16 protein-coding genes are annotated in these 14802 nt (G+C 61.0%); 9 read left to right on the top strand and 7 right to left on the bottom strand.

Annotation, left to right across the window (positions count from 1 at the left end; genetic code table 11):
* The first annotated feature begins 37 nt into the window (after positions 1-37).
* The 4 genes from AC1DCM_RS18950 to AC1DCM_RS18965 all read left to right on the top strand — a co-directional run bounded on the left by AC1DCM_RS18950 (position 38) and on the right by AC1DCM_RS18965 (position 4166).
* On the top strand, positions 38-664 hold the full coding sequence (locus tag AC1DCM_RS18950; protein WP_477519333.1) for a hypothetical protein: 627 nt from the start codon (positions 38-40) through the stop codon (positions 662-664).
* A 177-nt stretch (positions 665-841) separates the two neighbouring features.
* Positions 842-2251: an N-acetylglucosamine/diacetylchitobiose ABC transporter substrate-binding protein gene (ngcE, locus tag AC1DCM_RS18955; protein ID WP_477519334.1), complete on the top strand. Its 1410-nt coding sequence runs from the start codon at positions 842-844 to the stop codon at positions 2249-2251.
* On the top strand, positions 2248-3273 hold the full coding sequence (locus tag AC1DCM_RS18960; protein ID WP_442004194.1) for a carbohydrate ABC transporter permease: 1026 nt from the start codon (positions 2248-2250) through the stop codon (positions 3271-3273). The genes ngcE and AC1DCM_RS18960 overlap by 4 nt, the downstream gene beginning before the upstream one ends.
* Positions 3273-4166 (top strand): carbohydrate ABC transporter permease, encoded by an 894-nt coding sequence (locus AC1DCM_RS18965; RefSeq protein ID WP_477519335.1) that lies wholly within the window; start codon positions 3273-3275, stop codon positions 4164-4166. The genes AC1DCM_RS18960 and AC1DCM_RS18965 overlap by 1 nt, the downstream gene beginning before the upstream one ends.
* 79 nt (positions 4167-4245) lie before the next feature.
* Here AC1DCM_RS18965 and AC1DCM_RS18970 read toward each other — a convergent pair whose 3' ends face one another.
* The 6 genes from AC1DCM_RS18970 to AC1DCM_RS18995 form a co-directional block, all read right to left on the bottom strand.
* The gene (locus tag AC1DCM_RS18970) at positions 4246-4770 is read right to left on the bottom strand and encodes a flavin reductase family protein (protein WP_224094113.1); all 525 of its coding nucleotides are present in this window, start codon (positions 4768-4770) and stop codon (positions 4246-4248) included.
* Between the two features lies 1 nt (position 4771).
* Positions 4772-5143, bottom strand: a complete 372-nt coding sequence (locus AC1DCM_RS18975; RefSeq protein WP_223947844.1) for a cupin domain-containing protein — start codon at positions 5141-5143, stop codon at positions 4772-4774.
* Positions 5144-5145: 2 nt separating this feature from the next.
* Positions 5146-6633, bottom strand: coding sequence for a 4-hydroxyphenylacetate 3-hydroxylase family protein (locus AC1DCM_RS18980; RefSeq protein ID WP_477514520.1), 1488 nt, complete (start codon positions 6631-6633; stop codon positions 5146-5148).
* Complete coding sequence (locus tag AC1DCM_RS18985; RefSeq protein WP_477519336.1) at positions 6630-7316, bottom strand: DUF2848 family protein; 687 nt, start codon at positions 7314-7316, stop codon at positions 6630-6632. The genes AC1DCM_RS18980 and AC1DCM_RS18985 overlap by 4 nt, the downstream gene beginning before the upstream one ends.
* 70 nt (positions 7317-7386) lie before the next feature.
* A complete protein-coding gene (locus tag AC1DCM_RS18990; protein WP_477519337.1) occupies positions 7387-8181 on the bottom strand; it encodes a carbon-nitrogen family hydrolase in 795 nt (264 codons plus the stop codon).
* 90 nt (positions 8182-8271) lie between these two features.
* Positions 8272-9615 carry an MFS transporter gene (locus tag AC1DCM_RS18995; RefSeq protein WP_477519338.1) on the bottom strand — a complete coding sequence of 448 codons (1344 nt, stop codon included), beginning with the start codon at positions 9613-9615 and terminating at the stop codon, positions 8272-8274.
* A 209-nt stretch (positions 9616-9824) separates the two neighbouring features.
* On the opposite strand from AC1DCM_RS18995, the gene AC1DCM_RS19000 reads away from it, so the two are divergent.
* Positions 9825-10466 carry a GntR family transcriptional regulator gene (locus AC1DCM_RS19000; protein ID WP_477519339.1) on the top strand — a complete coding sequence of 214 codons (642 nt, stop codon included), beginning with the start codon at positions 9825-9827 and terminating at the stop codon, positions 10464-10466.
* A gap of 49 nt (positions 10467-10515) precedes the next feature.
* Here the strand turns inward: AC1DCM_RS19000 and AC1DCM_RS19005 are convergent, their stop codons facing one another.
* Positions 10516-10809 (bottom strand): DUF503 domain-containing protein, encoded by a 294-nt coding sequence (locus tag AC1DCM_RS19005; protein ID WP_477519340.1) that lies wholly within the window; start codon positions 10807-10809, stop codon positions 10516-10518.
* A gap of 129 nt (positions 10810-10938) precedes the next feature.
* On the opposite strand from AC1DCM_RS19005, the gene AC1DCM_RS19010 reads away from it, so the two are divergent.
* From AC1DCM_RS19010 to AC1DCM_RS19025, 4 genes are read left to right on the top strand one after another with little or no spacing between them, the layout of a single operon-like run.
* Complete coding sequence (locus AC1DCM_RS19010) at positions 10939-11373, top strand: SipW-dependent-type signal peptide-containing protein (RefSeq protein ID WP_442018641.1); 435 nt, start codon at positions 10939-10941, stop codon at positions 11371-11373.
* Positions 11374-11407: 34 nt separating this feature from the next.
* Entirely contained in the window at positions 11408-12586 is a 1179-nt protein-coding gene (locus AC1DCM_RS19015) for a GGDEF domain-containing protein (RefSeq protein ID WP_477519341.1), read from the top strand.
* Positions 12583-13086: a hypothetical protein gene (locus AC1DCM_RS19020; protein ID WP_477519342.1), complete on the top strand. Its 504-nt coding sequence runs from the start codon at positions 12583-12585 to the stop codon at positions 13084-13086. Before AC1DCM_RS19015 ends, AC1DCM_RS19020 begins: the two co-directional genes overlap by 4 nt.
* Positions 13083-14582: a putative bifunctional diguanylate cyclase/phosphodiesterase gene (locus AC1DCM_RS19025; RefSeq protein WP_477519343.1), complete on the top strand. Its 1500-nt coding sequence runs from the start codon at positions 13083-13085 to the stop codon at positions 14580-14582. The genes AC1DCM_RS19020 and AC1DCM_RS19025 overlap by 4 nt, the downstream gene beginning before the upstream one ends.
* The last annotated feature ends 220 nt before the right edge of the window (positions 14583-14802 follow it).

Raw genomic sequence — 14802 nt, forward strand, 5'->3', positions numbered from 1 at the left:
CAACGGGCGCAGCTAAGGGCTGGTCAGGAGCGGGTTGATGCTGGATCAGGGAACTTTGGACCACTTATGGAACTTTGGCGATCCGGCAGCGTCCGAAGCCAGGTTTCGTGCAGCCATGCTGGAGGAAATTTACGACGCCGATGAGCGGGCCGAGCTGGCAACCCAGCTTGGGCGGGCCATCGGTCTGCAGGGCCGGTTGGAGGAAGCCGATGCCCTCCTGGACGGAATCGACGGCGACGAACCCACCGTTGGCGTGCGCGTGCTCGTGGAGCGCGGCCGGGTTTTGAACGCCGGCGGGCACCCTGAGATGGCAGTGCCGCTCCTCGAGCAGGCTGCGGAGTTGGCTGACCACCTTGGTGAGGAATTCCTGGCCGTGGACGCACTGCACATGCTCTCCATCGCGGACGTCGCCAACGCGGAATCCTGGATGCGCAGTGCCCTCGAATATGCCTCCACGGCCCGCCATGAGCGAACCAAGCGATGGATGATTGCTTTGCACGCAAGTCTCGGGTGGTTTCTGCACGGTAACGGGCGCTTCACCGAGGCCTTGGTGGAGTTCCAGTTGGCCGAACAATGGGCGGAACGACTGGGAACTGAGCGGCAAAAGCTGCTCGCGCGGGAAGCGATTACCGAGTGTGGAAAAGCCCTTGCGGAAGGTCCGTAGGAAGATCACACTTTGACAAATGTTGATCGAAACTGCCGAGAAATATTGATTTTCGATCATTCGTGGTGAAGTATGTCACACGAAGGTTGGCGCTGCAGAGTGGCCAACCCAGACTGTCCGACTTTCCGGCCGCCTGCCGCAACAGTCGACATTACGAGTCACTGGAGGGTTACGAAAATGAACGTTCAGCACCAGTCCCTTGGCCGCCGCGGATTCCTCCGCGGGGCACTCGCAGCTGCGGTGCTCGTCCCCATGGGGGGAACCATTGCGTCCTGTGCAGCAGGTGGTGGCGGTACCACTGCCGGCCCCACGGGCGCCGTCTCCGACACCAACCCCTTTGGCATGGCGGACAAGTCCACCGTTGATGCCGTGATCTTCAAGGGTGGCTATGGCATCGACTACGTCGATTTCGCAGGCAAGGCCTTCGAAAAGGCCCACTCCGGTTCCACCGCCAAGATTGCCCCGTCCACGGATATCGCGCAGGAGCTCCAGCCGCGCTTCGTCGGTGGCAACCCACCGGACCTGATCGACAACTCCGGTGCGAAAGCCATTGGCTTCAGCACCATCCTTGCCCAGCTCGAGGACCTCACCAGCGTGGTGGAAGCCAAGAACCTCGAGGGCAAGGTTATTAAGGACACCCTGTACACCGGCGTGCTCGCTCCCGGGACGTTCGAGGGCAAGCTCGCCGCCCTGAACTACGTGCTCACCGTCTACGCCATGTGGTACTCGGACTCCCTGCTCAAGGCAAATGGCTGGACCGTTCCCAAGACCTGGGACGAAATGTATGCGCTGGGCGAGCAGGCCAAGGCCAAGGGCAAGTACCTGTTCCTCTGGGGCAAGGAAGCTGCCACGTATTACCAGGAAATGGCGGTCGCTTCCGCTATCAAGGAAGGTGGCGACGACGTCCGGTTGGCTTTGGAGAACCTCAAGGCAGACTGCTGGTCGCACCCGGCCATACAGTCCGTCTTCACAGCTTTGGACAAGATCGTCAAGGCGGGGTACTTCAAGCCTGGCGGTTCCGGAACGCAGTTCACCGCAGCCCAGGCCCAGTGGAGCAACGCCCAGGAAGCGGTGTTCTACCCGTCCGGTTCGTGGATCGAAAACGAGATGAAGGACCAGACGAAGGCGGACTTCAAGATGACGGGCGCCCCCGTGCCCTCAGTGAGCGCCAGCCCCAAGAAGCCGTACGCATCGCTGCACAGTGCAGCGGGCGAGCCTTACGTGGTTCCCTCCCAGGGCAAGAACGTTGCCGGCGGCAAGGAGTTGCTCCGCGTCATGCTCTCCAAGGAAGCTGCTACCAACTTCGCCAAGACCAAGCTTGCTCCCACCATCGTCAAGGACACCGTCCCGGCCGATGGCTTCGGTTCCACGGCGTTGGTCTCGCAGACAAAGCTGCTCAGCGACGCAGGCGAGAACATCTATACCTGGAACTTCATCGACCTTTACGGCACCAACAAGGACCAGCTCGTCGTCTGGAACACCTTCCTCGATGGCAAGTCGGACGTCGCCACGCTGACCTCGGCCCTGCAGAACATCACCGACAAGGTCCGCAACGACAGCTCGGTCAAGAAGATTGAAGTGAAGTGACCGTAGTGAAAACCAAGCAGAGCCGGAACGACGACGGCCTGGCCGCCGTCGTTCCGGCCATGGCCCCACCGGTTGTGGTGAGGCGCCGGCGCAAGCCGCTGACGTGGGACAAAGTCAGCTTTTTCGCGGTGTTCCTTGGCCTGCCGTTGGCGATCTATCTCTTGTTCGTGATCTGGCCGTTCATCCAGGCCTTCGGGTATTCGTTGACGGACTGGTCGGGTTTTTCGCCCACACAGAACTTCATCGGCTTTGAGAACTACGCCAGGATCTTCTCGGACGACATCTTCATGAAGGCCATGGGGAACAACATCCTCCTGGTCATCGTGCTGCCAATCGTCACCATCATCCTGAGCCTGGTGCTGGCCACCATGGTGACCGTTGGCGGGAGCAGCAAGGGCCAGATCAAAGGCCTGCGCAATTCCAGCTTCTACCGCGTTGTGTCCTTCTTCCCTTACACCATCCCCGCCATCGCAATCGGCATCATGTGGGGCCAGATCTACGATCCTTCAGGTGGCTTGCTCAACGGGATCCTCACCAGCCTGGGCCTTGACCAGTTCAAGAGCTTCGCGTGGCTGGGCGATAAGAACACGGCCATGACCGCCACCATGTTCGTGATTGTGTGGGGCTTCGTTGGCTTCTACATGGTCCTTTTCGTGGCCGGTATCAAGGGCATTCCTGCTGAGCTGTTCGAGGCCGCAAGGATCGACGGCGCCGGAAGGCTCCGTACCGCCGTCTCCATTACCATCCCGCTCATCAGGGACAACATCCAGACCGCTTACATCTACATGGGTATCCTGGCGCTCGATGCGTTCGTTTACATGGCGGCACTGAACTCCGGCGGTGGTCCGGACAACTCAACGCTTGTGATGGCACAGCAGTTGTTCTTCACGGCGTTCAGCAAGGGCCAATTCGGCCTGGCCAGCGCCATGGGCGTTGTCCTGGCTGTGGCCACGCTGATCTTCTCCGGCCTGGTGTTCGTGATTAACCGGCTCACTGGTGGCGACAAGGACGTGAGCATCTAATGACAACAAAAGTCTCAACCCCTGAAATGAAGTCGCTGCATTTCCAGCCGCGCAAACCCGCCACTACGCCCGGGGACAAACTCGTGGGGGCTGTCTCCCACACGGCACTGACCATTTGGTCGCTCATCGTGATCCTGCCGTTGTTGTGGACGTTCATGTCGTCCTTCAAGACGTCCAGCGAGATCTTTGCCTCGCCGTTCGCGTTGCCTTCGGTTTGGCGGTTCGACAACTATGTGAAGGCCTGGAGTGAGGCCGGGATCGGGAACTACTTCCTGAACTCGGTGGTTGTGGTTGGTTCGGCACTGGTGATCGTTATGGTGCTCGGTGCAATGTGCGCCTACGTCCTGGCCAGGTACACGTTCCCGGGCAGCCGGGCGATCTACTACCTCATGCTGGCTGGCCTGACGTTCCCGATCTTCCTCGCCATGGTCCCGCTGTTCTTCGTGCTGAAGAACATCGGACTGCTGAACACCCTGCCAGGCCTGATCATCGTGTACGTGGGGTTCGCGCTACCGTTCACAGTGTTCTTCCTGTTCTCCTTCTTCAAGTCGCTGCCGCACGAAATCACTGAAGCAGCAGCACTTGACGGCGCAGGGGAGTGGCGGACGTTCTTCCAGGTCATGCTGCCGATGGCCAAGCCGGGCCTCGCCTCGGTTGCCATCTTCAACTTCCTGGGCCTGTGGAACCAGTTCCTCATCCCGGTATCCATCAACGCTGCCGGGCCGCGTGTTCTTTCCCAGGGTCTTGCCGCCTTCGCGGGCCAGATGGGGTACGCCGTGGACTTTGGGGCACTCTTCGCGGCAGTCACTGTCACGGTGGTTCCGGTCCTGATCGTCTACATCATCTTCCAGCGCCAGCTGCAGGGTTCGGTCTCGCAGGGCACCTCCAAGTAAACGCAACGCGGGGTCACCTACGGCCCATCCCAAGGGGATTTATGGGCCGTAGGTGACCCCGCGTTGCTTTAAAAGGGGGTTAGAACATCCAGGGGATCTCCGCGTGGCCGAAGTCGGAGAATGAGCCGAAGCGGCCCGCCTTGAACGCGAGCACTTCGCCGTCCCGGTCGCGGCACGTGGTGACCTGGCCGAAGAAGACCTGGTGATCTCCGACGTCGTACTGCTGCACAACGGTGCAATCCGCCTGGGCGAGGGCTCCCTTGATGACGGGAAGCCCGTTCTCGGTCATGTCGAATTCGCCGTCGCCGAAACGGTCGCCGCCTCGCACCGCAAAGCGTCGTGCCATCGACTCTTGCTTGGCCCCAAGGATCGAGACGGCGAACTTGCCGCTCTCGATCAATGCCTCACCCGTCCGCGTTCCGAAGTTCAGCGAGATCATGAGGATGGGCGGTTCCAGGCTGATGGAGGTCAGCGAGCTGATGGTCATCCCGTACAGCTCATCCTCGTGCTTGGTGGTGACCACGGCGACACCGGTGAGGAAGCGGCCCATGGCGCGGCGCATTCCCATGGCATCGGGAACAGTGAAGAGCGGTGCGAGGCTCATGTCAGTTGCTCCGTTCGGCTTGTACTGGATCGGCGTAGTACCGGACCTCGAACATCTTGGCCCCCGTTTCGGAAACCCATGGACCGTGTTCCATGCCCGGCGGACGGGTTGCCCAGTCGCCGGCTTTGAAGGTCTTGCCCAGGCGCTGGTCCACGAACGAGCCCTCGAAGATGAAGACCTCTTCCCAGAAATCGTGGGTCAGGACGCCGTTTGGCGAGGTGTCGGTGCCGGGCTCGAACTTGAGGATGCGCGTGACACTGTCATTGTCTGAATCCCGGGCAAGGATGGCCTCGGACAGGCCTTCAATGTGCGGGTTGCAGGGTGCGAAGTCCACCGATGAGGTGGGGGTGAACTCGAATTCGGGCTTTGCCATGGCTATTCTCCTTCCATGCCGTTGACGCTGCCGTCTACTGGGCCGTTGATGCTGTACGAACCAAGGTACTTGTCCAGCTCAGCAACCAGGGCGTCGTAGCCGTAGTTCCGGTAGGTGTACGCCCCACGGACCACGAACGGGGCACCAGCGTAGAACATTTCGTACTGCTGGTGGCGGCCGGCGAATTCGGAGCCGATGATGTCCCAGGCCAACTTGAACAGCTTCACGCGCTCTTCGCTGGCAACACCGGGGGACTGCACGTAGCGTTCCATGTCCGGACGGGTCACACTGCTGGTCATGTCGGCAACGCTGGAGGGCAGCTGAAGCACGCCACCACCCACCAGGTCACGAAGGATCGAAATCACGCGCGGGTACGTCTCGGACTGAAGACCCATGGCCCCGTAAAGGGCGCTCTTCCCGGGAACCACCATGCCGGCGTCGTCAACCGTTGCTGTGTATTCGGCCGCAAGAACCGCCGATTCAACAGACTGGACGATCGCGGCGAGCTCGCCAAGCTTCTCCTGGACTCCGGGGATCTTGTCCGTGCCGTTCACCTGGGTGACCTTGCGGGCAACAGAAGCAATGAACTTCAGCTTGGTGGAGAACCTGATCTGCGCCTGCCAGTTTCCCAGCGCGTGGGCACCGGTATCGAAGAACTGGCGGCGGAGCGTATCGATGTTCCGGTTGATGAAAACGCGGTCCCAGGGGATGAGCACGTCATCGAAAACTACCAACGCGTCGGGCTCGTCGTAGTGGCTGGTCAGCGGGTAGTCGAAGTCGCTGGTGGCTGCCGGCGCGAACGGACGGCGGCAGTACAGCTTCAACCCGTCGGTCGCCACGGGAACGGCGAAGCTGACGGCAAAGTCCACATCATCCGGGCCAAGCGGCTTGATGCAGGTGACGAACACTTCGTCCGCAATCGCTGCGCCCGTGGCAAGCATCTGCGAACCGCGGACGATGATGCCTTCCTCGGTTTCACGCACGACGCCGACCTGCAGGTATTCGCCTTCCCAGCCGGACGCCGTGGTTGCGCGGGAAACCTGTGGCGGAATGATCGCGTAGGAAAGGTACAGGTTCTCGGAAAGGATCTTCTTGTAGTACCGCTCCACGTTGCCGGCGAAGTCGCGCTCGTCATTCTTGAACACGTCCGCGTGGGAGCCGAAAGCGGCGAAGAAGGTACCAACGTGGTCGGGGCTGCGGCCTACCCAGCCATGGGTGTGCTTGGCCCACTTTTCAATGGCGTGGCGCCGGAGGACGAGCTCTTCCTGGGTGCGCGGAGCAGCGAAGGTGCGGTTCGCGGGTCCATCAATCTCTTCTGAATGGAACTGCATGCCGTTGCTGGGATCGGCTGCGATGTCGAACAGCTCAGCCATGGTCTGGGCGACCTTCGCGAACGCCGGGTGTTCCAGCACGTTGCCAACTACCTCGCCATCGAGGATCACCGTCCGGCCATCGTTCAGGGACTTCAGGTATTGCTTTCCGGTTCTCATCGAAGTGAGCCTTTCTTGATTTTGTAGTTGTGTTCGATTCTCGTCCCATCGGGGAACGAGAGCTCTACTTTCCAGGAAGTTCCGTCAACGAAATTCCCCTTGAGGAGTGGAAGAGTGCCACCCAGGCACATGAAGTCGGCGTCACCAATGTCTGTCCGCGCCAGGAGCTTTTCGACGACGTCCGCCGGCTTGCGCAGGCCCGCCAACGAGCCCTCTTGGTACAGTTCGCCGTCCACCCACGAGCGGGCGGTGCACTGGTCAAGGTCCAGGTCCTCGAGTGAGGGGACTTCGATGACCTCGGTTGCGATGGGCTTGGGGCATGCCCTTTTGGAATCGCCAATATCCTGGGCCTCGATATCCCTGTCCGTGTGGTCGGAACCGATGCCGAGGTAGAACTTGCCGTTGTGGCGAATATAGAGAGGCTCGATCTCGCCGGAGGTCAGGTTGTTGCTGGTGTCGTGTTCGCCTGATGTATCGAACAGGTGCGAGTCCATCCGGTAGAACATGGGCACTTCCGGCGGTGGAGCTACGCCAATGGCTGCCAGCTCATCGATGTGATGCTGCACGGCCTTCGGATCCCTGCCGGTATAGCCGGCCACTACTGCGTGGAAGTCCGAGACCACAATGGTCTTGTCGGTGCCCGCCACCCTGAAGGTGAGTGGGACTTGCCTTGTTGTTTCCATTCCGTCTCCTTGAATGCTGCCTAAATCGTTGTGGGTCAGTCTCGCCAAACTGGTCAAACGGCCGGATTCCTCAAACGGCAAGTGCGTCGTAGTCCGCGAGCCGATCGCCAATGACGGGGAATTCGGTACGCACTGCATTGACCTGGTCGGGATCGATGTCCACCATGAGCACGGATTCCCCTGCACCGGCTTCGGCGAGTACGTTGCCGGCCGGGTCCACCACCCGGCTGTGTCCGCCAAGTTCCACGCCTTCCTGGCTGCCTGCGGCGTTGCAGGCAATGACGAAGATCTGGTGCTCCAGTGCCCTGGCGGTTGTGAGAAGCCGCCAGTGTTCGCGGCGCGCTCCGGGCCAGGCTGCCGGGACGATAACGATTTCTGCGCCCCGGGTGCTCAGCTCCATCCACAATCCCGGGAACCGGAGGTCATAGCAGGTGATCCCCGCCGTAGCTCCGAACGGCAGTTCCACCACCGGCAGTGAGGATCCCGCCGTGAGGAGGCTGGCTTCCTTGGACTTGTAACCAAAGACGTGGATCTTCTGGTACGAGTGCAGGATTTTCCCGTCCGGTCCCAGCAGGATGGACGTGTTGCTGAGGCGTCCGTCCTCGCCGGCCTCGATGATGCTCCCGACGTGAAGGTACACACCAAGGTCTGCCGCCATGCGTGAGCACATGGACATCGTGGGGCCAGTGAGGGTCTCGGCCAGGGCCTGGTACTCATCGAAGTGGAAGTATCCGGCACTCCACAGTTCGGGGAGGACGATCAGCTCGGCACCCTCGATGCCGCGAAGAATTGCTTCAACGCGATCTATCCGCTGACCACGGGTTTCCGAATCCGGGCTGGCCACCTGGACGAGTGCGACTTTCATGGTTGTTTCCTTACTTTCGGTGGTTCCGAGACGGCACTTCGCGCCCGTGTTTGGGGCAAATATGGGTGTGAAGTGCCATCTCGCGGGTGCTTACTTGACGGGTTCGTCCAGGTCGCTGAGCCGCAGGCCCTTGGTCTCCTTGGCGAACATGACCGAGACCATGGAGATCAGGCCCATCGCGGCGAGGTAGATGCCGATCGCGTAGCCGGTGCCGAAGGCGCTGTAGAGAGCCAGGGCAATGATGGGGGACAGCGAGCCGGCGATCAGTGAGGCGAGGTTGTAGGCAACCGAGGTGCCGCTGTACCGGACATCGGTGGGGAAGAGTTCGGAGAAGAACGCACCGATCACGGAGCTGTAGGCGGCGAAGATCAACAGGCCACCGACGGCGGCAGCAATGATGCCCCACACCTGGCCAGTGTTCAGCAGGGCGAAGAACGCGAACGCCCAGATGACGGTGGCGATGGAAGCGCCGATCATGATGGGCTTGCGGCCCACTTTGTCCGCATAAAGCGCCAGGATGGGGATAGCGACGACGGCGACGCCCTGGCCGATCATGACGGCGGTGAGGCCGGTCTGCCGCTGCAAGCCCATGATCTGGGTGACGTAGGTGATGATGAACAGCGAGTAGATGTAGAAGCCTGCGTTCTCACCCATGCGGCTGCCGGTGGCGATGAGCAGTTGGCGCCAGTTGCGGCGGAACAGAATGGCCAGAGGCAATTTCCGTTCCTTGATGGCTTCTGCCTCGCGCTTCAGCTGTGCTTCCTTGAACAGGGGAGTCTCCTGAACGTAGAGACGCAGGACGAGGCCAATGATCACCAGCAGGGCGGAGAGCCCGAACGCGAGACGCCAGCCCCAGGCAAGGAATTCACTTTCGGGCATGGTCGCGGCGAGGATTGCCAGCACACCTGCGGCCATGAGGTTGCCCAGCGGCGGACCGATGTTGGGCCAGGATGCCCAGAACGCCCGCCGTGCACTGTCATTGCTGTGCTCGGAGACGAGGAGAACGGCCCCGCCCCATTCGCCACCCAGTGCGAATCCCTGGATCAGGCGCAGCAGCAAGAGCAGCAACGGTGCTGCGACGCCGATGGCTGCATAGGAAGGGATGAACGCAATAAGTGTGGTGGCCACGCCCATGAGCATGAGGCTGGCTACAAGTGTGGCGCGACGGCCATGTTTATCGCCGAGGTGCCCCAGGACGATGGCGCCCAAAGGACGGGCAAGGAAGCCGGCGGCAAATGTTCCGAGGGCCAGCATGGTGCCCACAAGCGGGTCAGAGGTTGGGAAAAAGAGCTTGTTGAAAACCAATGCGGCAGCGGTGCCGTAGAGAAAGAAGTCGTACCATTCGACGGCCGTGCCGGCAAGGCTCGATGCAGCGACAACGGGCAGGCTGGAATGCTTCTGCTGCCTCAGTTCTGCTTTCTTCAAATCGGTCATGGTGGGGATCCTTTTGCGGTTGGGAGGCTTCGGTGAAGCGAAGCGATCCCAGGAAATTGAGGGGTTCCAAATGCGTGAGCGGAGTCACTGAACAACACTGTAGACTAGTTGTATACAACCCGTCTACATTCAGTGAAGAAGTTTTTCGTGCGTGTCCGGGTCCGTCCTGAATGCAACTCGTATACTGGGCTTCGCGAGAAAGGCTCTTCATGATCCAGATGACTCCCACTGCTCAATCCCAGCCCGAAGTGGCCTATCAGTGGATGAAAAGCTATATCGCTGCCCTGCCGCGAGACGAGGAGACCTTCCTCAACGAGGCGGTCCTCGCCAAGTCCACCGGCACCTCGCGCACACCAGTCCGTGAGGCATTGTTGCGCCTCGAAGCCGAGGGTTTCGTCAAACGGATCCCACACAAAGGCGCTTACGTTCCGCCAATCTCGGACCCCGATGTCCGAGCCATCCTGCAGGCCCGCTCCGTGGTGGAGAAGTGGGCCGTCTCAGCACTGGACAGCATGCCGGATGGGCAGATCGACGCGTTCCAACGCATCATCGACCAGCAGCACGAAGCGAAGGACGACCCCGCTCGGTTCATTGAGTTGGACACCGAATTCCACACGCTCGTGGTCCGTGCGGGAGGAAATCCAATCCTGGCCGATTTCTACGCTTCCCTTCGGCAGCGGCAACTCAGGATTGGTGTCCGTGCTGTCACGCAGGGGACAGACCGTGCCGGGGACGTTCTCCGCGAGCATCAGCTGATTGTCGATGCCCTGCGCAGCCGGAGCCTGGACGCTGCACACCAAGCGATCGATGCCCACCTGGATTCAACCCGGCTCGCGGTCATCGGCTACTAACCCGGGTTTGTGTACACCTAGTCTTCGCTGTACTTAATCTTCACTGTACTTAATCTTCACTGTGCATCTCGCGTTGCCTTGCGCTGAGAAGCTCAAGCTCGGGCCGGGCGGCAACGAACCGTTCAACGGCGTCGAGCACTTCCTTAAGGTGCGCGCGGTCAGGCGCCACCAGTGCCGCGCCCAGCAAGGTCCGGCGATATTGGTCCTGCAACCCGGTCTCGGCTGCGGACACCTCGAAGCGGCGTTTGAGTTCAGCAATGACGGGGCGCACGAGCGAGCGTTTCTCCTTCAGGCTATGGACATCGCCCAGGAGCACATCGAATTCAATCCAACCGATCCACATGGTTCATTATGAGCACGTCTCCGGCCCCCAATCCTGAGCCAATCTTGAGGAAATGTCGCACCGGGGTTGATCCAGCGCGGTCAGACTGGAACCACAGCAAGGCCAGAAGCAGCTAAGGGGGCGGGCGGCATGAGCAAGAACCATACCTGGCGCGCACTCGCGGGCGTAACCGCCGTCGCTGCTTCCATGATGGCCGGACCCGCCGCCGCACTTGCCGCTTTCTCTGACACCGGGAATGCCACCCCGCAGTACTCGGCCATGCGTCTCCTTGCCCCTGCGAGTGCCGACGTGATCATGACGTGTTCGGCGAATGGTGCCAAGGTTGCCGTTGATGTGAATTCGTTCTCGGAAGTTTCGGGCGCGAACTATCACGAGATCAAGCTGTACAACCCTTTGGGGACCCTGGAATTCACAGGCGACCTCAGCAAAAATGCCGGAAAGTCCTATAAATCGGGAATCCAAACCGTGGGCAACTGGACCTATGAGATCCGCGGGTATTACAAGGTTCCCGGCACGGCCAACATGTGGAGAGGTTCCGCGTTGACAGGAACCCTGACATGTTAGAAATTGGCGTGGGACCAATCGGCAGGAGCGAACAATGGTGCTCGACTCGTTTTCGGTGAGGATTGCCCTCGGAGTGGTCACGTTGACGCTCTTTGCGCTGTTCCTCGCCTCGTACCGCCGCACGAGGTCACCGTACGCGGGCTGGTGGAGTCTGGCCTTGCTGCAGTTCATGCTGGGAAACACGGCGTTCCTCCTGAATGGCACACCCGCGCAGCACTGGGCCAACCCTTTCGGCAACGTTCTGGTGGTGGCCGGAGCGTTCAGCGTTTGGGCCGGCGCCCGTACTCTGCGGGACCTTAAAGCGGCACCATGGCAGCTCGCCGTTGCTCCTGTCATCACGGCGGTCGCCTCCGTCCTGGAAAGTCCCGGCTCCAATGTGTGGTCCGGCGGCTTCGTGTACCTGGCAATGATGACCCTTGGCATCGCATTGGCGGCCCGTGACTTGTGGTTCATCAAGGCGACCCACTCGCAAGTGCACAAAGCCCTTTCCCTGGCTGCCGGACTCCTGGCGATCTACTACCTGGGCCGGTGGGTAGTTTACGCATTGGAAGGCCCCGACAGTGCCACATTCCGCACCTATTTTGGTCCTGCGCCCTCGGGCCTGGTGTCCTTGGTCCTCCTGGTTACGGTGTCCTTCAGCATGACCACGTTGAGTGCCGACCAACTGATCAAGGGCCTGAAGGAACGGGCCACCAAGGATCATCTGACAGGCCTGCTCAACCGGGGAGCCTTCCTGGACCTGGCATCCACCGAACTCAAACGACTGCGGGCCAACGAGTCCGGTGCTGCGATTGTCCTGGCAGATCTGGACCACTTCAAGCTGGTCAACGACGCCCACGGGCACCGCGCCGGGGACGTCGCCCTGAAAGCTTTCGCCGACGCCTGCACGTCATCGGTCAGATCAACGGACCTCATCGGCAGGTACGGTGGGGAAGAATTTGTTCTTTTCCTCCCCGGAGCCACGCAGGAGCGGGCCCAAAACATCGCAGCCGAGATCAGCCGCCGCCTGGCATCCACTGAGGTTCCGGAGGGCGTCGCCTTCCCCACCATCAGTTACGGAGTCACGGCCAGCACCCCCGCTGCCTCAGATCTCACCTCGATGATCGAGGTGGCAGACGCAGCGCTGTACAGCGCCAAAGCACAGGGAAGAAACCGGATTGTAGGAGCCGACCGCCTCCAGGCGGCCACTATCGCTGACGAGGCACGATCATGACCATCAATGCACTCACCACCCGCATCCAGATCCAGCACAACCAGGAACTGAATGCCTTCCGCCAGGACATCACCAGTGCCCCGTACCAGGCTGGAACACCGTCAGCCTTGAATGTGGCCCGGCGTTCCGTGCGCATGCAACCCGTCCAGTCCGTAGGTGATGACAGCGCAAACCTGACCATTGTGGCCGATGTCGAGGGCCTTGCATGGTTCACCGCCGATAAGGGACTCCTGGGCAGTTGCATTACGGTCTCCATCGCCGGGCATCGGCGGAACACCGGAACACGTGTACCCCTTCCATTGGCCGAATGCGATGCGTGGATCGAAGCCATCCTGGGAGGGTCCTGGATTACCCACGTGTACCGCGCCGGGACCCCGATTGAAGGAGACGGCAGGCTCGATGTCGCCTCGTACCGCCTTTTCCTCGACGAACGCCGCAATCCTGTCGCCAAACCTAGTGCGGTAGCGGACAGTAGCCTGCGGCGCATGGAAGCGTCGTGAGCGGGGCCCAGCCCAGGGGAACACCACCCAGCGGGACACCACCCAGCGGGACACCACCCAGCGCGACACAGCCCAGCCGAATCCAGCCCAGCCGCGCCTTTCCCTCTGACATTGACGCTCGGATCGGGAAACTGGAGCGGCATATCACCGCGTTGATGGAGGAGCTCCACCAAGCACGCCACGAACAGCGGCGGGAAGTCTTCACGGATGCCCTCACGGGGCTTGGCAACCGACTGGCTTTGGTGGATGCCTTCATTGAAGCGCAGGAGGCTGCTGCGCGCGGCGCCCTCCCAGCCGCACTCCTCCTCGTCACCTTGGATGGCTTCAAGGGACTCAAGAAGTCCGCCGGCTACGCGTCGGCGGACCAGATTCTGGTCATTGTCGGGATGCGGATCCGCTCGGCGGTGAGGGAGAACGACGTCGTTACCCGCCTTGGCGGCGACGAATTCGCCGTGCTGTTGCCCGCCACGCCGCAAAACCGGGCGGCCGCCGTCGGAAACCGTATCCTTGCGGCGCTGGAACCCAACATCGACCTCGGGAACAGCAGTGTCCGCTGTGGTGCAAGCATGGGCCTTCGGATTGCCGAGCCGCACCATAGCGTCGAGGACCTTCTCCAGGAGGCCGATATGGCGATGGAGGAGTCCAAGAGCGAGGGCCGGAACAAGCTCAAGTTGTTCGATCCCTCCACGCTTCATGCCCGGCAACTCCAGCGCCAGATCGTGGGGGAACTCCGGGAAGCCATCCGCTCGGATCAGTTGGTCCTCTTCTACCAGCCGATCGTTGACCTGGCTACCGGCCGGATTGAGGGCAGCGAGGCCTTGGTCCGCTGGAACCACCCTGTGCGTGGGCTCATCATGCCGGACCACTTCATTCCCGTCGCAGAGGCCACAGGCTTGATCGCCGAGCTGGGCCGCTGGGTCCTCCGGGCGGCCGTGGAGCAACTGCGCCAGTGGCGGGACAACCCCGTCACGGCACAACACGATTTCACGATGCGAATCAATGTCTCGGCTGCAGATCTGCAAAGCCTGGAGTTCGTGGACGACGTGCGGGACGCCTTGGCCAAAACGGGGCTGCCTCCGGAATCACTGGTTTTGGAGCTCACGGAGAGTGCAATTATCCAGAACAACGAGCTGGACCGTTACACCTTGGCGAGCCTGCACCGTTTGGGCGTCGGGCTGGAGATCGACGACTTCGGCACGGGCTACTCATCCATGGGATACCTGCGAAAACTCCCCGTGGACTGTGTGAAAGTGGACCGGCAATTCGTCCAGGAACTGAGCAAAGACAGTACGCAGCTGGGCTTCCTCGCCGCGATCCAACAGGTAATCCGCTCGTGTGGACTGAAGGGTATCTGGGAGGGGATCGAAACGGCGGAACAAGCCGAAGCGCTGCGGAGCATCGGGTGCACGAGTGGACAGGGCTATTACTTCGGACGCCCTCTTCCCGGACCGGAATTCACGGACCAGCTCTCCCGGCAACAGACCTGGCCCGCTTAAAAGAGCAACGCGGGGTCACTTATGGCCCATCCCGAGGGGATTTATGGGCCGGAAGTGACCCCGCGTTGCTTTAAGCGGGGAGGACTAGCCCGGCGATTTCATGAGGGTTGGCTGTCTGGGGGCGTGTTAAACGACGAAAGGTGCTTCTGAGCTGGGAAAATAGTGTTGTTGACGCACTAACCCCCTGGCAGAAAGAAGCACCTTTCTGATGTCCAAGAAT

This window comes from Paenarthrobacter sp. 10N417, assembly GCF_056394745.1.